The organism is Fodinisporobacter ferrooxydans, assembly GCF_022818495.1.
In the GTDB taxonomy this organism is placed as follows: domain Bacteria; phylum Bacillota; class Bacilli; order Tumebacillales; family MYW30-H2; genus Fodinisporobacter; species Fodinisporobacter ferrooxydans.
This window is the reverse complement of record NZ_CP089291.1, coordinates 1,073,906-1,099,452: the sequence shown is the minus strand read 5'-3', so window position 1 is coordinate 1,099,452 and position 25,547 is coordinate 1,073,906. Positions and strand designations below refer to the sequence as shown.

Below are 25,547 nucleotides of genomic sequence, written 5' to 3'. Positions count from 1 at the left end.
GTATGATGAAGAGGGGAGAGTGCTCTCCTCTTTTCTTTTGCTGCTATTTTGGCATGTGTTGCCAGATGAAGCACGATTTTCGCTATTTGAAACCAGAATGAAAAAGGATTGAAAAACGAACGATGAGCAAAAAAAGGACGGAATTATTAGTGTCTGCCGGCTCTGTACAGGATGTGGAGAAGTTTCTTCTCGCCGGTGCCGATGCAGTTGCCATTGGAAATGAACGATATGGGTTGCGGTTGCCGGGGTCTTTTGATCTGGCGAACATTCGCGAAGCGGCAACATTGGCTCATGCACGGAACAAATCAGTTTATGTGGTTATCAATGCACTTTTGCATCAGGAAGAACTTTCCGATCTGAAAGGTTATATCATGGATCTTGCAAATTTGGATGTGGATGCCGTCGTATTTGGGGATCCGGCCGTATTGTTTACAGTTCGTGAACACGCGCCGCAAATGAAGTTGCATTGGAATACGGAAACCACGTCGACGAATTTTCATACAGTGAATTTTTGGGCTGCGAAAGGTGCTGTACGAGCGGTTCTGGCCCGGGAATTATCGTTGCAGAATGTCCTTGCAATCAAGCAACATTCCCGGATCGAAATACAGGCGCAAATTCATGGAATGACATGCATTTTTCACTCCAAACGGGAACTTGTCAGCAATTTTATGAAGCACAAAGGGCAAGCTCTTGAAGCAAAGGAGAATCTGTCGGATTCATCTATGTATCTAAAAGAGGATAAACGGGAAGAGCAGCAATACCCTGTTTTTGAAGATTATCACGGTACACATATTATGAGCCATGAAGATATTTGTATGTTGGAGCATATGGGTCCATTGATCGCAGCGGGTATTGACGCGGTAAAAATCGAAACGATTTTAAAACCTGTGCAATACAATGAAGCAGTTATTGCCATTTACCGCAAAGCGATGGATCAGTATTTGGAGAATCCTTCGGCACCTTTTGATGCGGGCTTGCTTGCAGCGATTCGCAGCATGCAGCCACAGCAGAGGCCCTTGGGCACCGGATTTTATTTTAAGGAGCAAATCTATTAGTGCGTGTTCAAAAAGTGGAGTTTTGGCTACTTTTTGAACATCCTCTATTAGAATAGATGCATTCAAGAGTTACGGATACGGTATAGGAGGATGTACATTGGGTACGGCAACAGAACAAACATTGCAAAGAAAGTCCAGCTACACCCGCAAAAAGCCGGAATTGCTGGCGCCCGCCGGGAATTTGGAAAAATTGAAATTTGCAGTTTTATATGGAGCGGATGCAGTCTATATCGGCGGACAGAAGTTTGGCTTGCGTTCCAAAGCGGGCAATTTCTCCTATGAAGATATGCGTGCAGGAGTTCAATTCGCTCATGCACACGATGCGAAAGTATTTGTTGCTGCCAATATTATTGCACACAATGAAGATTTTGCGGGGATGAGTGAGTATTTCCAAACACTGCAGGAAATCGGTATCGATGCAGTGATCGTGGCAGATCCTGCGATCATCCAAATTTGTAAAGAAGCAGCACCCGGATTGGAAATCCACCTGAGTACACAAGCTTCGACGACAAATTGGCAAGCCATCCGATTTTGGGCTGATGAAGGCGTAGCGCGGGTTGTATTGGCCAGGGAAGTTTCCATGGAAGAAATTCGGGCGATCAAGCAGCATGTGGATCTGGAAATTGAAGCGTTCATTCACGGCGCGATGTGCATTTCCTACTCCGGTCGGTGTGTGTTATCCAATCATATGACAAATCGGGATGCCAATCGCGGAGGATGTGCCCAATCGTGCCGTTGGAAATATGATTTGTTTGTCGATCTCTCCGATGCAGATGAGGAACAAGCGGATGGATCGGAAGCGCGTTCCCTTTTGCAGGAGCCATCCGACTTTTTTACGATGAGTTCCAAAGATTTGTGCATGATTGAACATATTCCCGATATGATCGAAGCCGGTGTTGACAGTTTGAAAATTGAAGGCCGCATGAAAACGATCCACTATGTGGCTACCGTCGTAAGTGCATATCGAAAAGTGATCGACGCATATTATGACAATCCGGAAGGATTTACATTCAGGCAGGAATGGCTGGATGAAATATACAAAGCGGCCAATCGCCCTCTGACGACCGCCTTTTATTATCAAAAGCCGGCAGAAGACGCGCAAATTTTCGGAGTTCCGCCGAAGCCGGCAAAATTTGATTTTGCAGGTTTGGTGATCGATTACGATGAAAACACGCAAATGGCAACGATTGAACAAAGAAGCCCATTCGCAATCGGGCAGGAAGTCGAATTCATCGGACCCCATCGCGAGAATTTTGTTCAAACGATTGATGGATTATGGGATGAAGAAGGAAATCCGTTACGAGGAGCGAATCATCCCATGCAAAAAGTGAAAATGTGTGTAAATCAACCTGTGAAACCATACGACATGATGCGCAAACGTGTGTAAGCAATGAAACCATCCCAGAAGTGTTTGCCCTGATTCAATTTTCACTTTAAGAGGATGTTCAAAAAGTAGTCAAAACTCCACGGCGGATTGCTTTGCCGAATCCCAAAAAGGCTTACTCATGTACCAAACACGTACACTCCGTCGCCTTTTCGTGCTTCGGCTTCGCACTCCTTGTGTCTTACTTAACCACTTTTTGAACACGCACTTTAAACGTAAGAAAATTTTTCTAAAAGCTCATGAAAATCCTGCTGCAATCGTGTACAATGAAACAATGGTATCTCTTTAACGGAATATTGCCGGATCATGCCTTTTGTCTGTCCGCTTCTTATATGTGAATACATATGGATTGCAACTACACATGTGGAAAGCATTTGTATAATGGTTGGTCGAATCTATAAGGATAGACTTTACAAATGAGGAGAAACTAGCTAAGAAGAAAAACGCGACTAATTGCTCAAGGAAGGATCGAAATCAGAATGAAATGTATTACGGTGTATACCAATAGTTATGAAACATTTTCCGATATTTATGAAGAAATCTTAAACAGTACGTTTTCTGAAAATGAAGAAAAAGAAATCGAGGGCATTATCGTTAGCGAATCTGGCGATGTTCCGGCAGATTACATCGAACAAATGCGCAACAAACCGGAAGTTGCCGTCATGAAAATAAAAAAGCGGGATATTACCATTATGCAGCATGGACAAGTATTTGAAATTTTAATGCCGAGTGAAGAGCCGGCTGTACAGTAATTAAAAAACGAAAAACATTGGAATGTCGAATGGGAGGACAAGCGGTGTCCTCTTTCTTATTTTTTGTGCTGCAGGGATAATGCGCAGAAAAGACATGGATACTATACAATGGATTCGATGATCGGATCCAGGTGTCTTGCCGAAATCCAAAGTAAAGGAGGCATTTTCAATGGATAACAACAATATTATTCAAAAGGGGTTAAATGCCGCAAAGCAGGTTGCCGCTGAATCCCGTTTAACCAATCAGGTCGAAGAACTTGCGGCAAAGCTGGGTCAGGCAGTAGCGCAACCATCCGCACAAAGCTCGACACAGCAAGCACGGGATGGTCTCCGATACGACTACGATGATGCATCTGATGTTTAATTAAGCATCATCATGGTATCCTCACAGATCTTCAAGTGGGCTGTCCCGAAAGGATGGCTCTTAATTGCTCAAACTTTCTACCCGTATTCACGAAACATGTGGTACGGGCGTATTTATTTTATCGGAAAGATCCAAGTTTATTAGCTGATACAATCGATCTGATGTACAATTGGGATTATATAAGAATCATTCGTATCGCGTATGAAATCTACCATGGTCAAATAGAAGCATCTTACATATACTGAATATGTGAGGAGACTTGTGACATGTTGTTGTTGCAGACGAAAAGAGTATATGAACCAGTGGAAGTAACGGACGGCAAACGCATATTGGTAGACCGGCTTTGGCCAAGGGGAGTTGCAAAGGAAACGGCTTGTATCGACGAGTGGTTGAAAGATCTTGCGCCGAGTACGGAATTGCGGAAATGGTTTGCACACGAACCGACCCGATTTGAAGAGTTTCGTTCCAGTTATTTGGATGAGCTTAGAAACAATTCTGCAGCACAAGTGCAGGCCTTGCAAATTATCCAATGGGCAGAAGAAGAGCAGGTAACCATTTTGTTTGCTGCAAAAGACAGCCAACACAACAATGCAGTGGTTTTAAAGGGTTTTTTGCTGGGTATGTGGAAAAAGAAATAGGCTGTAGGATTGTGGGCGGTAAGTTTGTGAATGGTGAAGGAACAGTATGGTTTTTAAAACGGAGTGATTTTTTTAATGAAAAATTTGCAAAATGGATTTATGTTTGAACATGAAATTAAGGAACTTATCATTCCTAGCGATAATGTAGCACACGTCCAATTGGGAAATACGCTTGAGCACGCATTATTGGTTTTAATCAAATCAGGATACTCAGCTATACCGGTATTGGATCATACATATAAATTGCATGGATTAGTCAGTAAAACAATGATTTTAGATTCGATCCTCGGTATGGAACAAATTGAGTATGAACGACTAGGCAGCCATAAAGTCGAAGAAGTCATGAATCCGAAAGTTCCGCGCATGAAGGAAAGCGATACATTTACACGTGCGATGGAGTTGTCCATCAACAACCCGTTTATCTGCATCGAAAATGAAGGGATTTTTACAGGAATCATCACGCGCAGATCGATTCTAGCTTTAGTCTATCGATATTTTCGCCAACAACAGTAACGGAAACCAATCTTACTATTTGGTTTCCGTTTTCTTGCTTCGACTTCGCACTCCTTGTGTCTTACTTCACCGCTTTTTGAACACGCACGATACGTTTTCTTTGCTGAATGGCTTAGGGCATCTGATTTTGTTTGCCTGTACGGATTTTTGGTTTCTCTTTAAAGTAGTGAAATACTTCCCCTGATTGCAGTTGCTCGACAAATTGCTGCAGCCAATCGTAATATTCTTCCGCATGATGCAGTTTTTTTAAATCCTGCAGTGCCAATCGGCGGATATCCTCATCCAATTCCCAATCGAGAATCATTTCTTTCAGTTTTGGAATTACATCTTGTATGGCTGTTGTCATAACATCGATTTCAAATTGTAATTTGTCGATGAAAAAGTTGCGGAATGCGTCGAAAAAATTGCTTTCCGCCTGAAATTGATCTTTCCTGGAATGATCGGCGGAAATCCGTTCTACCATTTTTGATTTTTCCAATGCGCGTACCGCATAGCTCATACTGCTTTTGCTCATTCCCATACGTTCTTTCATTTCGTCTAAAGTGAGAGGATGATCTTCAAAGAAGAGGATGCCGTATAATCTGCCGCTGGATGTGGTTGCCCCATACAAATCCATCGTTTGGGCAATGGCCTCGATCACTTGGTTGCGATATTCCGTCAGTCTTTCTTTCTGTTCCATTTCCAACACTCCAATATATTCAAAAACTATTGAATGAAATCAAGGATGGCAATTTTCGTTGCAGGCTATTTCAATTATAATCTACGATCCTATAAATCCCTATGTAAAGCTTTTTTTAAAATAGTAAAGAAGAAAAAACAAAAGATTAATCGAATCTCAACACTTTTTAAAATGATTTATCGTACAATTTTTATTGAACAAAGCAATAAAAGGAGGCAGAGTCTTTGCGTAATCCGTGCATCAAGAGCCATGGATGGGCATGTATGGCTCAGGGATAAATCATATGGGGTGGTTGCTGTTGCTGATCGCAATTCTCTTTGAAGTATCCGGAACCATAGCAATGAAACTATCAAATGGCTTTACAAGAATCATCCCTGCATTCTATATGTTTGGATGTTATATACTCAGCTTTACTATTTTAACATTTGCTTTAAAGCGACTGGAAGTAGGCGTCGCCTATGCAGTCTGGTCGGGAATCGGAACTGCGCTCATCGGGACTATCGGTATGGTTGTGTTTCATGAGTCGGTCAATCCTCTGAAAATCATAAGCATTCTCGTCATTATATTGGGAGTTGTCTGTCTGAATATCAGCAGTACGATGCATTAAAAAGGGATATGTAAAACGGCTCGCAACTTGAACAGGAAACGACTCGCGACTTGAACGGTTGAATTTGTTTTTAAAAGAGTGAAGAAGGGGGTATTGAATTTTGAATGGAGCCCAAGGAATACGAGTGTCGTCAATGTCCTATCGCTTGCAGAAAAATCTGCTTGGATGGCTGTTTGTTCTGCCGACTTTCGGATTTTTGAGTGTATTTGTCATCGCATCGATCTGTTATGTATTGTACTTGAGTTTCTTTCAGTGGAACTTGATCAGCCCGCATCCGACGTTTGTCGGTCTTAAAAATTACATCGATATGGTAAAGGATCGCGATTTTCAAAAAGCAGTCATTCGGACATTCTTTTATATGCTTGGGACGACAGGCATCACACTGCCGCTCGCATTAATTTTTGCATTGTTGTTAAACAAGCCGGTTCGCGGGATTGCCCTTTTGCGCGGCATGATTTTTGTACCGTATGTGATACCGGCAGTATCTGCGGCCATTGCCTGGGGATGGTTATTGGAACCGCACTTTGGATTGGTGAATTATGTTTTGCACCTATTCGGGTTTTCCGGGTATACGTGGCTAAGTCATCCCAAATCTGCATTGATAAGTCTGATATTTATTTATGTATGGCAGTTTAGCGGCTATTTTACCATGTTATTTTTAAGCGGACTGCAAAGTATACCAGAGTCTTTATATGAAGCTGTCAAAGTTGACGGCGGGTCTTGGTGGGCGCAATTTCGCCATGTCACATGTCCGATGCTGTCACCAACCCTGTTTTTCACAGTTACCATGTCGATAATTTTTTCCGTACAGTCCTTTGACCAGATTTTTGTCTTGACGAACGGCGGTCCGGCAGACAGTACCACGACGATTGTCTTCTATCTTTTCAAACAAGGATTTCAGTTTTTCCATATTGGAAACGCCGCTGCGATTTCCATTCTCATGTTGATGTTTTTATTCCTGGTTACGTATTTACAATTCAGGGGGTCGGAAAAATGGGTCCATCATCAGATGTAACAGTTGTTTATCAGCCGGAGCCATTGATCTCCATTACGAAATCCATCCGGAAGAAAAAGCGCAATGCGATGCAAATGGTTCGTTTTGGTGTGATGGCGCTCATCGGATTGCTGATGATTGTTCCTTTGTTGTGGATGATCATCACTGCTTTGCTGCCGCTGCAAGAGGTGTTCAGTTATCCTCCGCATTTGCTGCCGCGGCATCCCCAGTGGATGAATTGGATCAAAGCCTGGAATTACCGGCCTATGGGTCATTACTTATTTAATTCGATTCTGGTCTCCGGGCTGATCGTCTGCGGGCAAGTGATCACAGCAAGTCTGGCGGCATATGCGTTGGCAAGGATTCGGTTTGCCGGCCATAAACTGGCATTTTGGTTAATTATGCTGACACTGATGGTTCCTACGCAAGTAACGTTCATTCCGCTGTTTTTAACGATGAAACAGTTGAACTGGATTGATTCCTATTTGGGCTTGATTGTGCCTTTTATCGGATCGGCATTTGCGACATTCTGGTTGTATCAGGCGTTTCAACAGGTTCCAAGGACGATTATGGAAGCGGCAGAGGTCGATGGCGCCAGTCATTTTTGGATCGTCTTCCGGATTGTTCTGCCTCTTTCAAAGCCCAGCATCATTTCATTGATGATCCTGAATTTTGTCTGGCATTATAATGACTTTTTCTGGCCGCTGGTTGTCACGCAAAGTGATACGATGCGTACCGTTCCTTTAGGATTGTCTTTCATGTTGGCCAATGACGGCAGCGGCACACCGTGGAATCTGGTATCGGCCGCCAATATCATAGCAATTTTGCCGTCCTTATTGTTGTTCATCTTTGGTCAAAAATATTTTGTCAGCAGTGCAGCGAGCAGTGGCGTCAAAGGATAACACAAAAATCAAACAAAACATGATACACACAAAAGGAGTTAACAAACGATGAAAAAACACATGAAGCAAGTCATGATAATGGGATTAGCGGGAGCTTTGGCAGTCGGGCTGGTTGGTTGCGGGTCTGCTTCTTCCTCGACTACTGCAACTGCAGATTCGACAACAAACGCATCATCCAAAACAGGCAAGCCAATCGAAGTGACATTCTGGCATGGTATGTCCGGGCAATTGGGCGATGTATTAAAAAACATGGTGGACGAGTTTAACAAGACACATCCGGATATCCATGTGAACGCGATCTACCAAGGCTCCTATTCCGGAAAAGGACCATTGCAGCAAAAACTGTTGGCGGCGATTGCATCCGGCAAAGTGCCTGATATTGTGCAATTGGAGATTCACTCCATTCCTGTATTTGCGGCGAGTGGTGCGTTGCAGTCATTGGATTCTTATATGGCGCAAAGCACAGATCATAAAAAATCCGACTTTATCCAAGGGTTGTTAAAAAGCACGTCGTATAAAGGCCAAACGTATGGCGTTCCGTTCAATCGCAGTGTTCCTGTCTTCTATTACAATGACAAAATGTTTAAAGCTGCAGGCATTACCGAAGCGCCGAAGACTTGGGATGATGTCGCAAAAGACGCAAAGCTTTTGACGAAAAAAGAAAATGGCAAAACGACAGTATACGGATTTGAACCTGTTAATCAATGGTGGTTCTTTGAGTCCCTCGTATGGTCGGGCGGCGGACAATTGATGAATCAAGGATTGACCCAAGCGACCTTTGATACGCCGGCAGCAGAAGCAGGCATGAAAGCATGGCAGCAAATGAAAAAAGATGGCGTGTTGACTGTACAAACAGGCCCGAAAGATTGGGATCAGACAATTGCAGATTTTACACATGGCCGTGCTGCCATGTATGTCGGGTCTGCCGGAGATATGGGCCAGATCGAGCAATCCGGCATGGATTTCAAAGCGAGCTATGTACCGATGGTCAAACAATATGCGGTACCGACCGGCGGCGCCAATGCGGCAATTTTGGCGAAAGCGCCGGAAGCGGAAAAACAGGCGGCCTGGAAGTTTATCGAGTGGTTTACAGCCAAAGAACAAACGATTCATTGGAGTCAAAAGACGGGATATATGCCAGTCATGAAGAGTGCTGTTGATTCTCAGCAAATGAAAGATTATTTTAAACAAAAGCCAAACCATCAAGTGCCAGTAGAGGAATTGCAATATGCGCAAGAGGCGCCATTGTCACCGGCATATTTACAGGTTACGCAATATATTCAGGATGCGATGGATAAAATCATGGTGGAAAATGCGAATGTGGATGCTACATTAAAGGATGCTGTAAAGAAATCCAATGCGGCAATTTCCCAAAATTAACATCACAAATTGGTATTGCAAATTGAAATTTCAAATGGAATAGATTTGGTATCAGAGCTTGCGGGAGTTTATCCTGCAGGCTTTTTTAATACAATTTGGACAATCCGCCGCAATTTTAGTGTGGTTCAAATGTAGTTTAAATCATGTGACAATTTTGTGTAAAGTAGCCGACTTCGCGTATGGGAACCAGATTTTTACGCACATTATGTAGGAAACCTGGAATCAATTCAGAAAGGGGTTTGAATATGCAACAACACATGTATCAGCCAAATCAACAACAGTCCTATATGCAACAACAACCTGTCATGATGCGGCCGCCGCGGGTCATCACGACAAAAGATGCGATGTATCTGAAAGACCAGATGTCATGGCTCTTGCTGGCTATGAAAAAATGCAAACATTTTGCAAATGAATGTCAAGATCAAAGAATCGCACAGTTGATCAATCAAATCGGTCAAATGCACGAACGTCACTACAATATGCTGCTGCGGAATAGCCAAATGAATAATGCCGTGATGATGCAAAATGTGCAACAACAACAGTATGAACAGCAGCAAAAGCAACAATACGTGCAGCAGCAACAACAGTATGGGCAGCAGATGTACCCTTCCCATATGCAATAATGGCAGAGAAATAAGTGGCATCGCAAAGGATTCGAGCTATCCTTTATCACTAGGAGGACACACGTATGCAACAACAGAACAATGTAATTAAAAACCCCAAACCGGCAAATGAACCGCAAGTCAAAGGGCCGGAATTAAATGACCGTGATCGGCTCAACGATATATTGGCAACGGAAAAATACTTAACGGACAGTTTTAATGTCGCAGCGCGGGAAGCAAGCCACGATTTGCTGCACCAAGATATCATGCTGATTTTGAACGATTGCCACCGCGCAGCTCGCGATGTGTACAACCTGATGTTTGAAAATGGCTGGTACAAACTTGAAGCGGAACAGCAGCAAAAGTTGGATCAAATGAATCAACAATTCAATGGTTACACAACCCAATTTCCTTACCCTTTGCCAATACAATAACTTGCGTTTTCCGGTACACAGCACAGGAGTTCGGCACGGACAAATTGTCATTGCCGCTCCTGTTTCTTTATTTTACAGACTATTTTTTTGAAAAAATATACACATAAAGTATTTCGAATAAAGTATGCCGGATTTGCATGTAAGGCCACATGTAGGTTGTATCTATCGGCAGTCTTCTATATCATAAAACATATAAGAGGATGAAAAGAGGTGGGGGCTTTGCATTCGAATTTGGTCCATGTACAGTGGCTGCATGAACATTTGCAGGAAGAGAATCTGCGAATTCTTGATTGCCGCTTTGTCTTGGGACAGCCGGATGTTGGTGAACAAAGCTATCGGCAAGGGCATATACCAGGTGCTCTTTATTTGCATCTGGAACGGGATCTTTCCGCACCGAAACAAATTCATGGAGGGCGGCATCCTTTGCCGACTCCGGAAAGGTTTACGGAAATCATGAGTGCAGCCGGCATTGATGAACACGTAACGGTTGTCGCATATGATGATCAAGGAGGAGCGTTTGCCAGCAGGCTTTGGTGGATGTTGAAATATTTTGGCCATTCGAACGTATTCCTGCTGGATGGCGGATTTTCAGCATGGCAAAACAGTGAATATCCGGTTGCTGCAGAGATTCCGGCCATGCGTCCAAAATCCTTTACTGTACGGCCGCAGTATGATTGGGTGGTCAACATGGAGGAAGTAAAACAAAAGCTCGATTGCGATGACGTTGCGCTTATTGATTCACGAGAATTTAAACGGTATGCGGGCTTGGAAGAACATATCGATCCGGTTGCGGGGCATATACCGGGAGCGAGAAATTATTTCTGGAAAGATAGTTTGAACGATAACGGTTATTGGAAGAATGCAAAGGAACAACGGGATCGTTTTCAGGGAATTCGGGAGGATCGGGAAGTCATCGTATATTGTGGTTCCGGTGTTACCGCTTGTCCGAATATACTTGCACTCAAGGAAGCAGGTTTTACCAATGTCAAGTTGTATCCGGGGAGTTGGAGTGATTGGTGCTCCTATCCGGACAACCCGGTTGAGCGAGAGTAGACGCATAGTAAAGGGATGATTAACTCCACATGATCGACTCAAAAGTACTGATAGTTGAAGGAAAGACGGATAAAGAACGCTTGCAAAAGATTATTGATGAGCCAGTTTGCTTTATTTGCACTTTCGGTACTTTAAGTGAAGAAAAAATTGAACAGTTGATTGTCCCGCTGCACGATGAGGATGTGTATATTTTTGTTGATGCCGATGATTCCGGTAATGCCCTGCGAAGCCGATTAAAACAGGAATTGCCGAACGCCCGCCATTTGTATACAAGGCGTGTATATCGGGAAGTTGCCAAGACACCTTTGTCCTATCTTGCAGAAATTTTATGGAAAGCGCATTTTGTAGTCCATGAAGAATATTTGTCAGGAGAGATGACAGAATTCTGACTGTTTTTCTTGATCCACTCGATATATCATACTGTATTGAGTGGATCTTATCTTTTGGATGGTGAATCGAATGAAACGATATAGTGAAATGACGCGTGAAGAGATACAACTGGAAATGCAGCGATTGCGGGAAGAGGGTATGAAAAAGCACCAGTCAGGCTTATTGTCAGAGTCTGAATTGCAAGTATTGGAGCAAAAATTTTATTTGGCAAAGTCGTATCTGGTCGATCCGAAAACCATTGTCATTCATGGCGAGTATCGTGTCGAAGGACAAGAGGAAGATTTTTGTGTCGATCATTTACACGGCATCATGGCCTGGGGAAATTTTGTTTCCTCGAAGGAACAGATAGCGATACCGATCGGCCGCTTGGGACAGATGATCCGGCGCAGCTCAAACGAACAAAAATAGGCATTTATCTCGGGCAAATGAATCCCTCCTACCATATGATAAATAGAAACTCCTGCAAAGTTCACATATGTGAATGGATGGCGGGACATATGAATGAACGGGAGGGACAAATTGTGCCAAAAAAGCCGATCAGAAAAAAAGCAACATCAACAAATAAACAAAGCAAAGCAACTAGTGTGAATGCTGCCGCTCAAGGGGCCAACCAAACTCAAAAACAGCCGCAAATGAATAGTGTTGACGTACTCAAGCAAAATCTTAAAGGCGTCAATAAAGGCGGATTATTGGAAATGTTGAATAAAGTGAAAAATACGAATCAGGAGGATTGGAAAGATCCGGAGACCGTTCGCAATATGGCAAAACGTTTTGCGCAACAATTAAATTTGCCAGTCAGCGAAGAACGCTTGAACGCTTTTATGAACGCATTTACAGATGCGACGAAAAACTCGGGTGCAAACGGTCCGGATGCAAATGTGGAATCCTTGGTTAAAAAATACGGCAAAGGCGTCGCAGATGACAGTTTGCTAAAAGAAATGAAAAAGTTTGTGAAACCAAACGAATAATCACTCAAATCAAGAAAACACCCTCTAGTCAAAAACTGGAGGGTGTTCTTATATTTCCTTCACGTGGCTTGTTGCGGCGGTTGTTCTTGATTATTATCTCCGGCTTTCTTCAAAAAATCACTGCCGGCCGGTGAGTTCATCAATGCCATTAAAATATTCGTAAGGTCTTCTGTATTCAAATTTTTCCCTTTTTCTTTGATGAGTTTTTGCAGTACACCAGATTGGTTTAAGGAATTTGTCGTAACAAATAGAGTATCGATCATTTTATCGGCTTGTTGAATGTAACGCAGGCATTGTTTGCAGAATGTGCGAATATTGGTGATGGCTGAGACAGGATCTTTGGAAAGTATTTGTGTAACTTGGCTTTTGGGGATGATTGGAACGACAGCTTTTGAATTTCCTTTGCGTGCTTGTTTTCTGCGGCTTTTCGTGTTTTGTAATCGCCCATTGCTTGATTTCGATACTTTGGCAGCAGTCGTATTGCGATTTGTGTTTGAATTGGGTACAACAGGCAGTTCACCCTTCATTAATTTTATTTCCTTTTGTAAAAGCTCCCGTTCCAATGAGTAGGTCGGTTGCGTGGGATCCAGAGTTTTGAGTTTTCGCTCAAGTTTTTGCAAACGATAGCTTACATCCCGCCGGGTGTGCGCATTGGCTTCCATTTTCGGCGACCTCCTATTTATGCCAAAGTTGTTCTCACAAAAACCGTGACAACTCTTCTCGATTTCAGTGTATGAACAAAGGGAAAATGGGTGAATGGTTTTGCCCCCGAATGTGTGCGGGTTACGCAACACATTCGGGGGCAGCAAATGTATATGGAAGATGGGATAAGACTTGATCTAGTTCCCCGTAACCCAATTCCAAAGGGAATCCAACCAGGAATTATGCTTCGAATGGTTTGATGGATTCTGTTGTGGTTGTGCCGGGTGAAGCGTGCAAGTTTCCTTTGGCGCTTCATTGTCGAGAAAATAATCCCATTCTTTGATCGGACAAGCATTTGTAGCCAATTGCCCGCTTTGTGGGTCGATCTGCACACGTGTGACTCCTGTCGGTATTGCAAACTCTTTTGGAGTCGTCGTTTGTTCATACGCATGCATAAAGTCTGCCCAAATGGGTGCAGCCAAATGGGATTCTGTAGCAGACAATAAATGATTCTTATCATATCCAACCCATACCACAGTCACAAGATCCGGTGTATAACCGATCATCCAGGCATCTGTATCGGTGGTTCCCGTTTTGCCGGCAGCAGGCTGTGTAATCTCGCTGGCAATGCGGGCGGCTGTTCCGTCTTGCTCAAATACACTTTTCATTAAATCTGTAAGAATAAACGTATAGCGCGGATCTTCTACCTGCTGTTTCTGCACCTCTTGCTTGATCACTTGGCTTCCATATGCATTATCAATTTCTGTAAACGCTCGCGGCTGCACAAGTTCGCCCCCGTTAGCAAGCACACTATATGCGCGCGCCATTTCTAACGGGGATACGGGAAACACCCCAAGCGCCAAAGAGGGATAAGGTTTCATCGGATCTGATTTCAGATTTGTATCGATTCCTAACGCCTTTGCCGTCTCGATGACTTTGTTTAACCCGGTATCAAGTCCTGTAGCAACTGCATATACGTTATCGGAGCGGGCAATTGCTTCCCGCATATCAATTGGATGATGTTGATAAATATTTGCAAAATTATGGACTTCGTATGTTTGATCATGTGTACCATAAAGAAATGTGGTCGGTTCACTATTGATGCGGGTAGCCGGAGTAAATCCATTTTGTAGCGCGGTCAAATACAAAACCGGCTTAAAAGAAGATCCGGGCTCCCTCGGCGCCAATACGCGGTTATAGGCACTTTGGCGATAATTTGTACCCCCGACCATCGCTTTTATATCGCCATTTTGCGGATCCATGGCAACGAGAGCGACCTGCAGATGACTGCCGGCCGGTATGTGATTTGCAATCGCTCTTTCTGCCGCTTTTTGTAATGCTACATCGATCGTAGAATGGATATTGAGACCTCCGCGATACAGGTCATCTTTGCTAAAGCCATAGTTCGTCTGTAAAGTTGTTTTGACATAATCGGTAAAATAAGGCGCCAAACTTTCCGGTTGTTTTGCTTTTGAAAAATTCAATGGTTCCTGATAAGCCTGCTGTTCCTGTGCCAATGTGATGAGATGTTGATGAAACATGGCTTCCAAAACGGTTTTTTGGCGCAATTTTGCATTGGAATAGTTGGAAAAATCCCGTTTGCCATGATCCAATGTGAAAGGTGCGTAAATGGCAGGACCATTGGGAATGCCGGCAATCATGGCCGACTCTGCGAGATCCAGTGACTCGACTGGCTTGCCAAAATAAAATTCCGCTGCAGATTCTACGCCCTTTGCTCCATTTCCGTAATAAATGACATTTAGATACTGATCAAGGATGCTATTTTTGGAATAATGCATTTCCAATTGCAATGAGAGAATCGCTTCCCGAATTTTTCTTGACCATGTGCGAGCTTGTGTTAAGTAAAGATTACGTGCCAGCTGTTGGGTAATGGTCGAGCCGCCTTGTTCCACTTCCCCGTGTTTGAGATTCACCCAAATAGCCCTGGCAATGCTTCGCCAGTTTAAAGCGCCATGATCGTAAAAATGAGCATCCTCTACTGCAAGCGTAGCTTCTTGCAGACTCTTCGGAATTTTGTTTAATGGAACTTTGACCCGACTTCCGCCGCTTACATAATCGGTAAGAATGGTGCCATCGGCACTATATACTTTTGACGTATCAATAATCGCATTTGGAGGCAAAGGTGCATATCGCAAATACAAAAAGCACGTAACTCCTGCACATACAATGCCGATCAAACATGCCAGAATAATACGCAGCAGTATCGGTTTCCGATCACTTGGCGGATTCTGTTGAACAGGATGATACGTATCGGGAGTATATGTCTGTTTATTCATACAAATTCCCTTCTTTAATAATTCAACATTTTGGATTTTGCAGTTTTTTTACATTTTTCTTGAATTTTTTATTCATGCAAAAAAATTCTGGCAAAAATACGAATGGTAGTAATCAGTATGGGAATCCCTTGTGGAGATTAAACAAAAAGAATCGTTTATTTTCTGAGTGAATTTGGTATAATACGAGTCGAATTGATTGAAAGGTGATGATAGGAATGGAACTGTGGTACACAGAAAAACAAACAGAAAATTATGGAATTACTGCAAAGATTGCAAAGACATTACATAAGGAAACTTCAGAATTTCAGGAAATTGACATGATTGAAACACTTCAATGGGGACGCATGCTCGTATTGGACGGCATGGTGATGACGACAATCAAAGATGAGTTCGTATATCATGAAATGATTTCCCATATTGCATTACATACACATCCCAATCCGAAAAAAGTACTGGTTGTCGGCGGCGGCGACGGTGGAGCGATTCGTGAAATCATCAAGCATCCGTCTGTTGAGAAAGCGGTCCTCGCAGAAATTGACGGACGCGTGATTGAAGTATCGAAGCAGTATTTGCCGGAAATCGCTTGCGCTTTAGGAGACCCCCGGGTGGATGTCCAAGTGATCGACGGGATCAAGCATATTCATGAAAATAAAAATACATATGACGTGATTCTTGTCGATTCTACAGAGCCTGTAGGCCCTGCAGTCGGACTTTTTGCAAGAGATTTTTATCAAGGCATCTATGAGGCATTGAAAGAAGACGGAATTTTTGTCGCACAGACGGAATCGCCATTCTTGAACGGGGATTTGATTCGCCGGGTATATCAGGATATCTCTACGATTTATCCGATTGCCCGGTTGTATACAGCGTCTATTCCGACGTATCCAAGCGGATTATGGACATTCACACTGGGGTCAAAAAAATACGATCCGTTGGAAGTGGATGAAGCGCAACTGAAGGATTTTGAAACCAAATACTATAGTCCGCGCATTCATAAATCTGTATTTCAATTGCCGAAATTTGTTGAGAATTTATTAAAGGGATGAAATGACACAAGTGAAATTTGATGATGCATATTCAGGAAATGTATTTATTGGCGCTACGAGCGACTATGGAAAAGCGCAGGCAGTGATTTATGGCATGCCAATGGATTGGACCACGTCCTTTCGACCGGGAACACGCTTGGGTCCTAAGCGCATTCGCGAGGTGTCCCTCGGTCTGGAAGAGTATAGCCCTTATCTGGATCGGGAACTGGGAGAGGTCGCGTATTTCGACGCCGGAGATATTCCTTTGCCTTTTGGGAATCCGGCTCGAAGCGTAGAGATGATCCGAGATTATGTAAAACAACTGTTGGCGCATGGGAAATTGCCGATCGGACTTGGTGGGGAGCATTTGGTCACATGGGGACCGGTACAAGCCGTATATGAGAAGTATCCTAACCTTGCATTGGTTCATTTGGATGCACACACCGATTTGCGGGAACATTACGAAGGAGAGCCATACTCCCATGCGGCAGTGATTCGGAAAATAGTCGACATGATCGGCGGGAAGAACGTATATCAGTTCGGGATTCGATCCGGAATGCGTGAAGAATTCATGTTTGCGAAGGAGAACACCAATTTTCACCCGTTTACTGTTTTAGAACCTTTAAAGCAGCGAATCGAAGAATTAAAAGGCCGACCTGTGTATGTAACAATCGATATTGATGTGGTAGACCCGGCTTTTGCACCGGGTACGGGAACTGCGGAAGCTGGCGGGATCACATCGGCTGAAGTATTGCAAGCTGTGCATTTGATGAAGCAACTGAATGTTGTCGGGTTTGATCTGGTGGAAGTCGCGCCTGTTTTAGACCCGACAGAACAAACACAGATCCTGGCTTCAAAAATCATTCGGGAAGCCTTGTTGTCGTTTATTCGATAAAAGTAAGTGCGTGTTTAAAAAGTGGTTAAGGGATTTTGGCTACTTTTTGAACATCCTCTAAAAGATAAAGAAAAGGATAAAGGGTAAATATGAGCAAAGGAGGAATCGTTTCCTCCTTTTTCTGCATTTTACATCCATTGATGGAGCGAATACAATGACCGATACAAACATACAAGAACAATCGTTTAAAAAATCTGTCAAACTTCAATTGCATACCAAACAAATCAAACGTGGTGAAATGCCCGCATATTATGAAACAACCACACAAGGAATTTTATACAAAAAGGGCACTGCGATCTTTGTCACGTATGAAGAAACGAATCAAAGCGGCTTGGAATCCAGCAAAACTACATTAAAAATCGATCCGCTTCTTAATGAAGTAACAGTCATCCGCTTTGGCGGTACACAAATGCGGTATGTATGGAAACGAGGAACGGTTTCGCATACGTCCTACCAAACACCTTTTGGAACGTTTGATTTGACGATCAAAACAGAACAACTGCAATTTCACTTTGAAGAGAACCTCCAATCAGGTAAATTAAACGTCGAGTATCAAATGAAATTCGGTGGGGAAAACAGTCGCATGTTGTTACAATTACAGTTTCATGAAATCACGGATCATTGCACTGAGCATTACCTGGCAAACCATTAATTTGTACGCTAAAAAATATTTGCAGACTGCTTCCTTCCTCTTTTCGAAAAAGAAAACACCTTGTTAAAACAATTGTCGAAACATAAAAGACCTAAAACGCATAAAAGAGAAAATCAGATAGCATTTTGACGAGTTTTGTCGATATAAGCAGTCACGGGTATATCTCGCAAATTTTTACTTGTTTTAGACATCTGAAATGAGTAAAGTTCTATATAGGAAATTATTGCAATGAAATGAATTTAAGAATATTATAATATATCAAATAAATTTATATTTTTAATATAATAGAATATATTAAAAAATAAAAAATAAATTAAAAATAAAAACAATATGTATAAATGAAATAATAAATTTAATAAATGGAACAAACTAATAAAACAAAAAACGCATCTTTTGCAATCTTAATCAAAGCAAGGCGATCGGCGCTGTTTGAGCGACTGCATGTGTACTCGTGCCATCCCCTGCACTCGGTAATTTTTGTCACGGATTCGGTTTTATATGGGTTTCAGAATTTATATTGGTTTCCGAATAGCAAAAAACTATGTAGTCAGAATCATTGCAACAGAAAGGATGAAAGCTTTTTATGTTCAGCATTCAGCTAATGCCCCGATTCTCCGAAACGGACGCCCTCGGCCATATCAATAATACCGTGGTTCCCATATGGTTTGAGGCAGGACGTGTAGAGATTTTCAAAATTTTTGTTCCGGATTTGGATACAACTCAATGGAAATTGATTGTCGCCAATATAAATGTGGACTATATCGCACAAATTTATATGGAATATGAGGTTGAGATTCGAACAGGTATTCAAAAGATTGGGAATTCCAGCTTTGTTGTGTATCATGAAGCGATTCAAAAGGGACAAGTAGTCGCAAAAGGCACCGCAGTAATGGTACATTATGATTTTTCAGAACAAAAAAGCAAGCCCATCCCAAACGAGCTTCGCGAACATTTGCAACGGCATCTTGTGGCAAATGAAACAAACGAGTAGAAAATAGGACAATCCTTTTCTCATTAAAAGAGAAAGGCAGCATTGAGATGAGCTGAGATTTCTTATGACCGTTTATTTTTTATCCGTTAATTTTTTTCGATTTTTCCGTCTTCCAGCAATGATCGTTCGAATCGCTTGATACGCTTTTTGATCTTTTAATTTTGCAAATAAGAAAAGGGCAGGACCTGTATTTTCTTCGATGATCCACAATTTCCCTTTCTGATCGATGGCCAGATCGAGTCCAATGTTCCAATAGTATTTATACGCATCAAAGCGTTTGCAAGTGGCATATCCCAATTCGGTCATGTTTTGTTTCATGCGGAGAATCTGCTCCTGATTCCATCCGAATGAATGCCGAAATGCGGAGTCGACATCCAAAACAAAGCCGCGTCCGCGAGCAATATTTGTGATGATGCTTTTTTCACCGGCGACTTTTGCCAGCATTCCTGCGTACTGCCACTTGCCCTCGCCGTTTCGCAGCATCATCAGACGGATATCATACGGCCGCCCTTTCCATTTGGCGAGGGCGATTGCCTTTTGGACAATGTAAACTTTATTCGCCAGAAATGGTGTGATCGTTTGATAGAGATCCTCGATCGACTTGCAATGATATGTCTGTCCCTTTTCTCGAATAAACGCATAGCCGGATTGTGTACGCCAAGCGCGTATGATTCCTTTACCTCCCCATCCGCCGGCAGGTTTCAGGTAAACAGCCGAATATCTGTTTAAAAACTCTCGGCATGTAGAGAGGGAAAGGCGTTTGGTTGGTGGGAGAAACGGGCGGATGGCAGAGTCGGAGTGAAAAAATTTCCAAAGCAGCCATTTCCCCATTTCTGGTCGTTTTTGCGCTGAGTTCGCCATTCGGATCATCCTGTCAAAAGAAATAAAACATTTGAATATCCTTTTGTAACGTATGATAAGATAGTTCATATTGCATCAGGCAAGCATCCAAAATAAAAAATCATAAAATGGCAGATGGAGAAATCATGAAAGTCTTAAAGCGATTGAGCATCGTCGTATATCGAAACCTTCCCAAGCGGTTTACAAAATACATCGTACGGCTGCTTTCCGCCAAACATACCGTGGGAGTTGTCGGAGTCGTATGGAATGAAAAAGGAGAAGTCCTTTTGCTGCATCATACTTACGATGAGCCGATCCGTCTGCCCGGCGGACACATGGAATATGGGGAAGCACCTTTTGCAACGATACGCAGGGAATTGCTTGAGGAAGCGAACTGCAGCATTGAGCCATTGCATATTTTGGGGATTGAATCCTTGACCCGGGCTAAGTTCGATATATTTATTCATTGTAAACGAATCAAAGAGCTTCCCTTTGCGGTCAACGAGGAAGTCGTGGCAAGAGAGTGGTACACAACAGACAAGCTAAAGGAAATCGATGAACTGCCGTCGCTGCATTATCAATATATTTTGAAATCACAAGATATATTGAAATCACAAGCAATTGCGGAAAGGTGAATGAAAAAATATTTTGATTGAATATATATGCACAACATTGTATAATAATCCTCAGGAAAATGAATGTTTGGGGGTAGGGCAGATGGGGGCGACATTTCGGAAAGCAACCATTCCTGATGTGGAAGCAATCTATCAATTGTTAAATTACTATGCGGAAAAAGGATTGCTTTTGCCTCGATCCAAGTTATCGCTATATGAGAATTTGCATGCCATGACAGTGATTGAAGATGAAGGAGAAATCGTTGGATTGGGTGCATTGCATATATTATGGGAAGACATGGCGGAAATACGTTCATTGGCCATTCATCCTAAAGCAGTGAATCAAGGGCTTGGAAAGCAATTGGTCGTGCACTTGATTGCAGAATCTGCAAAACTAGGTTTGGAAAAAGTCATCGCTCTTACGTATCAAGTGCCTTTTTTCGAAAAACTTGGATTTGAAATTGTTCAAAAAGAATCACTGCCTCATAAGGTTTGGAAAGATTGCATGAATTGCAGCAAGTTTCCCGTTTGTGATGAAACAGCAATGGTCTATATGAATCAAGTATTACAGCCTTCTGCATAAGAAGGTTTTTATTTTTTGCAATTTTTGCCGTTTGGTTGAGATTGTAAATTGAAATCGCGAGTAATTGTGTATATTGACAAAATTCCCATATCGCTTTTTTCAAGAAAAACATGTATATGTATATGTAATAGTAGAGAATACGCAGGTTGCTTTCTTTATACATATATACCGACCGTTTGGTAGTATATAGCCAATTTTAAGACTTGCTTTTGGGAGGTTTCGTCAATGGGAAGATCGGTCATAGTGAGTGCGGCACGGACACCATTTGGGAAATTTGGCGGAAGCTTATCCGGTTTGAGGGCGGTTGATTTAGGCGGAGTAGTTTTGAAAGCGGCCATGGAGAGAGCAGCGGTGGAGCCGGAACAGGTCGATGAAGTGATCATGGGCATGGTTTTGCAGGCGGGTGCGGGCCAGATTCCCTCCCGGCAAGCAGCAAGAAACGCCGGACTGCCTTGGACAACGCCTACGGAGACAATCAATAAAGTATGCGCATCCGGGCTAAGGGCAGTGACTTTAGCTGATCAGTTGATTCGTGCACATGATGCGGATGTCATTCTGGCCGGCGGTATGGAAAGCATGTCAAATGCCCCATATTCGCTGCCCAGAGCGAGATTCGGCATGCGCATGGGAGATGCGAGCGTAGTGGATTTGATGATCCACGATGGGTTGCGATGCGCCTTTGACGGTGTTCATATGGCAGTTCACGGCAGTGAAGTGGCAAAAGAATATGGCATTACAAGAGAAGAGCAGGATGTGTATGCGGTGCGCAGCCAACAATTTGCCATCTCGGCGCAAAAGAACGGGATTTTTACGGAGGAAATCGTAGCAGTCGAAGTTCCCGGTAAAAAGGGAGAAACTATACGGGTGGATGCGGATGAATGTCCGCGTCCGAACACTTCCTTAGATACACTGAGGAGCTTGCCTCCCGTGTTTGCGAAAGACGGATCGATTACAGCAGGGAATGCGCCAGGTGTCAATGACGGAGCAGGCGCATTGCTGGTCATGTCGGAGGGAAGGGCGCATGCATTAGGCAAACAGCCTCTTGCGACCATTCTGGGGCATGCGGAGGTGGGTGCTCCTGCACCGTATATAGCTACAACACCTGCTTTGGCAATCCAAAAATTATTGCAAAAACATCAACTAAAACTGAGCGATATCGATTTGTTTGAGTTGAACGAAGCGTTTGCTGCAGTTGTTTTGACAAGCGGTAAACTCCTCGGCCTGAATTACGACAAAGTGAATGTCAATGGCGGAGCCATTGCGTTTGGCCATCCGATTGGCGCAAGCGGAGCCAGGATTGTAATGACATTGATTTATGAATTGCGCAGGCGTGGCGGCGGACTGGGGATCGCAGCCATCTGCAGCGGAGCGGCGCAAGGGGATGCAGTATTGCTGGAAGTGAAGCAGTAAAGAAATAAGCCAGGGATAAGCAAATGGATGATACATCGAGATAGAAGGAGTGAACATGTTGACAATCCAAAAAGTGCTGGTTGTTGGAGCGGGACAAATGGGTGCCGGAATTGCACAGGTAGCTGCACAGGCGGGATTGAATGTCGTTTTGCACGATATCAAAGATGAATATGTAAATCGCGGTATGCAAACCATTGCGAGACTGCTCGGCAAAAATGTAGAGAAGGGAAAACTGACGGAAGCGGAAAAAACGGCGATTCTGCAAAACATACAGTCTTCTACTTCTCTTGAGCATGCGGCGGAAGCAGACTTTGTGGTAGAAGCAGCGACAGAAAATATGCAGATTAAAGCGGATATTTTTCGTAAATTGGACCAAGTGTGTCAACATGAGGCGATACTTGCAACGAATACGTCCTCATTGCCGATTACGGAAATTGCTGCGGTGACCAACCGTCCGGAACGGGTAATCGGCATGCACTTTATGAATCCGGTTCCAGTAATGAAGCTGGTAGAAGTGATACGTGGATTGGCCACGACGGATGAAGTCTATCAAACCGTAGAAGAATTAGCCAAACAAATGGGCAAAATTCCGGTATCCGTCAATGATTTCCCGGGATTCGTGTCCAATCGCATCTTATTGCCAATGATCAATGAAGCAATCTATTGCGTATATGAAGGTGTTGCCGCACCGGAAGCGATCGATGAAGTGATGAAGCTGGGGATGAACCACCCCATGGGTCCTTTGACATTAGCCGATTTTATCGGACTGGATACATGTCTCGCCATCATGGAAGTATTGTATGAAGGCTTTCGGGATTCAAAATATCGCCCTTGTCCGCTTTTGAGGAAATATGTGAAGGCTGGATGGCTTGGACGGAAGACAGGTCGCGGATTCTATCGATATGAGTAGGAAGGCGGGAGTCGGAAATGAGTGAAAACAACTATGTTTTATTCGATCGGGAAGGCCAAATTGCCATTCTGACATTCAATCGTCCAAAGGCATTGAATGCGTTGAACAGAGAACTCCTGCAAGAATTGGATCAGATACTTGATCAAATTGCGCAAAACGATGAAATTCGTTGTGTGATCGTAACTGGAGCCGGTGAAAAATCATTTGTAGCCGGTGCGGATATTAAAGAAATGCAAGCGTATTCTGTCATGGAAGCACGTGCATTGGCACTGTTTGGGCAATCGGTGTGTACAAAGCTGGAACGATTGCCCAAGCCCACCATTGCGGCTGTCAATGGGTTCGCACTCGGAGGCGGATGCGAACTGGCGATGGCCTGTGATATTCGCATTGCTGCAGCACATGCAAAATTCGGACAGCCGGAAGTGAAGCTAGGCATTACGGCGGGGTATGGCGGAACGCAAAGGCTGCCGCGTTTGGTAGGTTCCGGCATTGCGAAAGAAATCTTGTTTACCGGTGATATGATTTCCGCTGAACGGGCACTTTCGATTGGGCTTGTCAATCATGTAGTCGAAAAAGAGGAGCTGCTGAATTTCTCACGCAGCATGGCGGAGCGTATTTGCAAGCAGAGCAAATGTGCCGTGGGACTTTCCAAACAGGCCGTCAATGAAGGGACACAGATGGATCTGGATCGTGGGTTAAAGTATGAGGCAGAAATGTTTGCGTTGAGTTTCTCCGTAGATGAGCACGCAGAGGGGTTTCAGGCATTTATTGAAAAGCGTTCGCCGAAATTTTAACGACCATCTATACTAAGGAAGCGAGTTGGACAAAGTGAACTTTCTATTATCAGAAGACCAAAAGGCCATTCAAAAGTTGGTACGGGATTTTGCGCAAAAAGAAGTAGCTCCCAGTGCTTCCGAGCGGGACGAAAAGGAAGAGTTTGATCGGGGAATCTTTGAGAAAATGGCCGACATCGGGTTGACAGGAATCCCTTGGCCGGAAGAATACGGCGGGGCAGGAATGGATTTTGTCAGCTATGTGATTGCGATTGAAGAATTATCAAGAGTCTGTGCGTCTACCGGTGTCACGCTATCTGTGCAAACATCGCTAGCCGGTTGGCCCATTTATAAATTTGGTACGGAAGAGCAAAAGCAAACCTATTTGCGGGCGCTGGCGGAAGGTACAAAAATGGGCGCCTACTGTTTGACAGAACCCGGATCCGGCACTGACGCAGGCGCCATGAAGACAACTGCCGTCCGGGATGGAGATTCTTATATTTTGAATGGCAGTAAAGTATTTATAACGAACGGCGGAGAAGCGGAGATCTACATCGTGTTTGCTGTTACGGATGCAAGCAAGGGATCGCGGGGGATCAGCGCGTTTATCGTTGAGAAAGGTACTCCGGGGTTTTCGTTTGGCCAGAAAGAAAAGAAAATGGGAATCAAGTCGTCGCCTACATTGCAATTGCATTTTGATCATTGTCGAGTACCGGTGGAGAACATGTTAGGATCGGAAGGTTACGGATTCAAGATTGCAATGATGACATTGGATGGCGGCCGAAATGGAATTGCCGCGCAAGCATTAGGGATTGCGCAGGGCGCACTGGATGCGGCGACTGCCTATGCGAAACAGCGCGAACAGTTTGGGCAAGCGATTTCCGGTTTTCAAGCCATACAGTTTAAACTTGCCGATATGGCGACAAAGATTGAAGCAGCCCGTTTGCTTACATACCAGGCGGCCTGGCTGGAGGATCAAGGGTTGGAGTACGGAAAAGCTTCTGCCATGTCGAAAGTATTCGCATCGGATGCTGCGATGGAAATAACTACAGAAGCTGTACAGATTTTTGGCGGATACGGGTATACTCGCGAATATCCGGTAGAGAGGTTTATGCGTGACGCCAAAATCACGCAAATTTATGAGGGTACGAATGAAGTGCAGCGGATGGTTATTTCCCGCTATTTATTAAAGGATTAAGG

General features: G+C 43.6%; 30 protein-coding genes. 26 read left to right on the top strand and 4 right to left on the bottom strand.

Annotation, left to right across the window (positions count from 1 at the left end; all coding sequences use genetic code 11):
• Positions 1 to 122: 122 nt before the first annotated feature.
• The 6 genes from LSG31_RS05225 (at position 123) to cbpB (ending at position 4,706) form a co-directional block, all read left to right on the top strand.
• A complete protein-coding gene (locus tag LSG31_RS05225) occupies positions 123 to 1,055 on the top strand; it encodes a peptidase U32 family protein (RefSeq protein WP_347438344.1) in 933 nt (310 codons plus the stop codon).
• Between the two features lie 97 nt (positions 1,056 to 1,152).
• On the top strand, positions 1,153 to 2,442 hold the full coding sequence (locus LSG31_RS05220; protein ID WP_347438343.1) for a peptidase U32 family protein: 1,290 nt from the start codon (positions 1,153 to 1,155) through the stop codon (positions 2,440 to 2,442).
• Positions 2,443 to 2,918: 476 nt separating this feature from the next.
• Positions 2,919 to 3,191 (top strand): NAD/NADP transhydrogenase alpha subunit, encoded by a 273-nt coding sequence (locus tag LSG31_RS05215; protein WP_347438342.1) that lies wholly within the window; start codon positions 2,919 to 2,921, stop codon positions 3,189 to 3,191.
• A gap of 169 nt (positions 3,192 to 3,360) precedes the next feature.
• Complete coding sequence (locus LSG31_RS05210; protein ID WP_347438341.1) at positions 3,361 to 3,555, top strand: hypothetical protein; 195 nt, start codon at positions 3,361 to 3,363, stop codon at positions 3,553 to 3,555.
• Between the two features lie 266 nt (positions 3,556 to 3,821).
• The gene (locus tag LSG31_RS05205) at positions 3,822 to 4,193 is read left to right on the top strand and encodes a DUF488 domain-containing protein (protein WP_347438340.1); all 372 of its coding nucleotides are present in this window, start codon (positions 3,822 to 3,824) and stop codon (positions 4,191 to 4,193) included.
• Between the two features lie 75 nt (positions 4,194 to 4,268).
• Positions 4,269 to 4,706 carry a cyclic-di-AMP-binding protein CbpB gene (gene cbpB / locus LSG31_RS05200; protein WP_347438339.1) on the top strand — a complete coding sequence of 146 codons (438 nt, stop codon included), beginning with the start codon at positions 4,269 to 4,271 and terminating at the stop codon, positions 4,704 to 4,706.
• Between the two features lie 112 nt (positions 4,707 to 4,818).
• Here cbpB and LSG31_RS05195 read toward each other — a convergent pair whose 3' ends face one another.
• A complete protein-coding gene (locus LSG31_RS05195) occupies positions 4,819 to 5,385 on the bottom strand; it encodes a GbsR/MarR family transcriptional regulator (protein WP_347438338.1) in 567 nt (188 codons plus the stop codon).
• 283 nt (positions 5,386 to 5,668) lie between these two features.
• Here LSG31_RS05195 and LSG31_RS05190 point away from each other — a divergent pair, with 283 nt between their 5' ends.
• The 10 genes from LSG31_RS05190 (at position 5,669) to LSG31_RS05145 (ending at position 12,715) form a co-directional block, all read left to right on the top strand.
• Complete coding sequence (locus LSG31_RS05190; protein WP_347438337.1) at positions 5,669 to 5,992, top strand: DMT family transporter; 324 nt, start codon at positions 5,669 to 5,671, stop codon at positions 5,990 to 5,992.
• Between the two features lie 100 nt (positions 5,993 to 6,092).
• Positions 6,093 to 7,007: a carbohydrate ABC transporter permease gene (locus LSG31_RS05185; RefSeq protein ID WP_347438336.1), complete on the top strand. Its 915-nt coding sequence runs from the start codon at positions 6,093 to 6,095 to the stop codon at positions 7,005 to 7,007.
• Complete coding sequence (locus LSG31_RS05180) at positions 6,986 to 7,888, top strand: carbohydrate ABC transporter permease (RefSeq protein WP_347438335.1); 903 nt, start codon at positions 6,986 to 6,988, stop codon at positions 7,886 to 7,888. The genes LSG31_RS05185 and LSG31_RS05180 overlap by 22 nt, the downstream gene beginning before the upstream one ends.
• A 48-nt stretch (positions 7,889 to 7,936) precedes the next feature.
• A complete protein-coding gene (locus LSG31_RS05175) occupies positions 7,937 to 9,268 on the top strand; it encodes an ABC transporter substrate-binding protein (protein WP_347438334.1) in 1,332 nt (443 codons plus the stop codon).
• 245 nt (positions 9,269 to 9,513) lie between these two features.
• A complete protein-coding gene (locus tag LSG31_RS05170) occupies positions 9,514 to 9,891 on the top strand; it encodes a hypothetical protein (protein ID WP_347438333.1) in 378 nt (125 codons plus the stop codon).
• A gap of 65 nt (positions 9,892 to 9,956) precedes the next feature.
• Positions 9,957 to 10,304, top strand: a complete 348-nt coding sequence (locus tag LSG31_RS05165; protein ID WP_347438332.1) for a spore coat protein — start codon at positions 9,957 to 9,959, stop codon at positions 10,302 to 10,304.
• 219 nt (positions 10,305 to 10,523) lie between these two features.
• Positions 10,524 to 11,357, top strand: a complete 834-nt coding sequence (locus LSG31_RS05160) for a sulfurtransferase (RefSeq protein ID WP_347439446.1) — start codon at positions 10,524 to 10,526, stop codon at positions 11,355 to 11,357.
• Between the two features lie 29 nt (positions 11,358 to 11,386).
• Complete coding sequence (locus LSG31_RS05155) at positions 11,387 to 11,746, top strand: ribonuclease M5 (protein WP_347438331.1); 360 nt, start codon at positions 11,387 to 11,389, stop codon at positions 11,744 to 11,746.
• 70 nt (positions 11,747 to 11,816) lie between these two features.
• A complete protein-coding gene (locus tag LSG31_RS05150; protein ID WP_347438330.1) occupies positions 11,817 to 12,155 on the top strand; it encodes a DUF1811 family protein in 339 nt (112 codons plus the stop codon).
• A gap of 113 nt (positions 12,156 to 12,268) precedes the next feature.
• Entirely contained in the window at positions 12,269 to 12,715 is a 447-nt protein-coding gene (locus tag LSG31_RS05145; RefSeq protein ID WP_347438329.1) for a stage VI sporulation protein F, read from the top strand.
• A 59-nt stretch (positions 12,716 to 12,774) separates the two neighbouring features.
• Here LSG31_RS05145 and LSG31_RS05140 read toward each other — a convergent pair whose 3' ends face one another.
• Positions 12,775 to 13,377: a hypothetical protein gene (locus tag LSG31_RS05140; RefSeq protein WP_347438328.1), complete on the bottom strand. Its 603-nt coding sequence runs from the start codon at positions 13,375 to 13,377 to the stop codon at positions 12,775 to 12,777.
• Positions 13,378 to 13,554: 177 nt separating this feature from the next.
• Positions 13,555 to 15,654: a transglycosylase domain-containing protein gene (locus tag LSG31_RS05135; RefSeq protein WP_347438327.1), complete on the bottom strand. Its 2,100-nt coding sequence runs from the start codon at positions 15,652 to 15,654 to the stop codon at positions 13,555 to 13,557.
• A gap of 215 nt (positions 15,655 to 15,869) precedes the next feature.
• On the opposite strand from LSG31_RS05135, the gene speE reads away from it, so the two are divergent.
• The 4 genes from speE (at position 15,870) to LSG31_RS05115 (ending at position 19,217) form a co-directional block, all read left to right on the top strand.
• Positions 15,870 to 16,700 carry a polyamine aminopropyltransferase gene (gene speE, locus LSG31_RS05130; RefSeq protein WP_347438326.1) on the top strand — a complete coding sequence of 277 codons (831 nt, stop codon included), beginning with the start codon at positions 15,870 to 15,872 and terminating at the stop codon, positions 16,698 to 16,700.
• Between the two features lie 10 nt (positions 16,701 to 16,710).
• Positions 16,711 to 17,574 (top strand): agmatinase, encoded by an 864-nt coding sequence (gene speB / locus LSG31_RS05125; RefSeq protein ID WP_347438325.1) that lies wholly within the window; start codon positions 16,711 to 16,713, stop codon positions 17,572 to 17,574.
• A gap of 154 nt (positions 17,575 to 17,728) precedes the next feature.
• Positions 17,729 to 18,226, top strand: a complete 498-nt coding sequence (locus tag LSG31_RS05120) for a YwiB family protein (RefSeq protein WP_347438324.1) — start codon at positions 17,729 to 17,731, stop codon at positions 18,224 to 18,226.
• A gap of 583 nt (positions 18,227 to 18,809) precedes the next feature.
• Positions 18,810 to 19,217, top strand: coding sequence for an acyl-CoA thioesterase (locus tag LSG31_RS05115; RefSeq protein ID WP_347438323.1), 408 nt, complete (start codon positions 18,810 to 18,812; stop codon positions 19,215 to 19,217).
• Between the two features lie 72 nt (positions 19,218 to 19,289).
• Here LSG31_RS05115 and LSG31_RS05110 read toward each other — a convergent pair whose 3' ends face one another.
• Positions 19,290 to 20,078, bottom strand: a complete 789-nt coding sequence (locus LSG31_RS05110; protein WP_347438322.1) for a YheC/YheD family protein — start codon at positions 20,076 to 20,078, stop codon at positions 19,290 to 19,292.
• Positions 20,079 to 20,203: 125 nt separating this feature from the next.
• Between LSG31_RS05110 and LSG31_RS05105 the strand changes: the two genes are divergently transcribed.
• From LSG31_RS05105 to LSG31_RS05080, 6 genes are all read left to right on the top strand, one after another.
• On the top strand, positions 20,204 to 20,692 hold the full coding sequence (locus LSG31_RS05105; RefSeq protein ID WP_347438321.1) for an NUDIX hydrolase: 489 nt from the start codon (positions 20,204 to 20,206) through the stop codon (positions 20,690 to 20,692).
• A gap of 82 nt (positions 20,693 to 20,774) precedes the next feature.
• Positions 20,775 to 21,254, top strand: coding sequence for an N-acetyltransferase (locus LSG31_RS05100; RefSeq protein WP_347438320.1), 480 nt, complete (start codon positions 20,775 to 20,777; stop codon positions 21,252 to 21,254).
• Between the two features lie 225 nt (positions 21,255 to 21,479).
• Complete coding sequence (locus tag LSG31_RS05095; protein WP_347438319.1) at positions 21,480 to 22,664, top strand: acetyl-CoA C-acetyltransferase; 1,185 nt, start codon at positions 21,480 to 21,482, stop codon at positions 22,662 to 22,664.
• Positions 22,665 to 22,722: 58 nt separating this feature from the next.
• Positions 22,723 to 23,574, top strand: coding sequence for a 3-hydroxybutyryl-CoA dehydrogenase (locus tag LSG31_RS05090; protein WP_347439445.1), 852 nt, complete (start codon positions 22,723 to 22,725; stop codon positions 23,572 to 23,574).
• A 17-nt stretch (positions 23,575 to 23,591) separates the two neighbouring features.
• Positions 23,592 to 24,368, top strand: a complete 777-nt coding sequence (locus LSG31_RS05085) for an enoyl-CoA hydratase-related protein (RefSeq protein ID WP_347438318.1) — start codon at positions 23,592 to 23,594, stop codon at positions 24,366 to 24,368.
• A gap of 34 nt (positions 24,369 to 24,402) precedes the next feature.
• On the top strand, positions 24,403 to 25,545 hold the full coding sequence (locus LSG31_RS05080) for an acyl-CoA dehydrogenase (protein WP_347439444.1): 1,143 nt from the start codon (positions 24,403 to 24,405) through the stop codon (positions 25,543 to 25,545).
• The last annotated feature ends 2 nt before the right edge of the window (positions 25,546 to 25,547 follow it).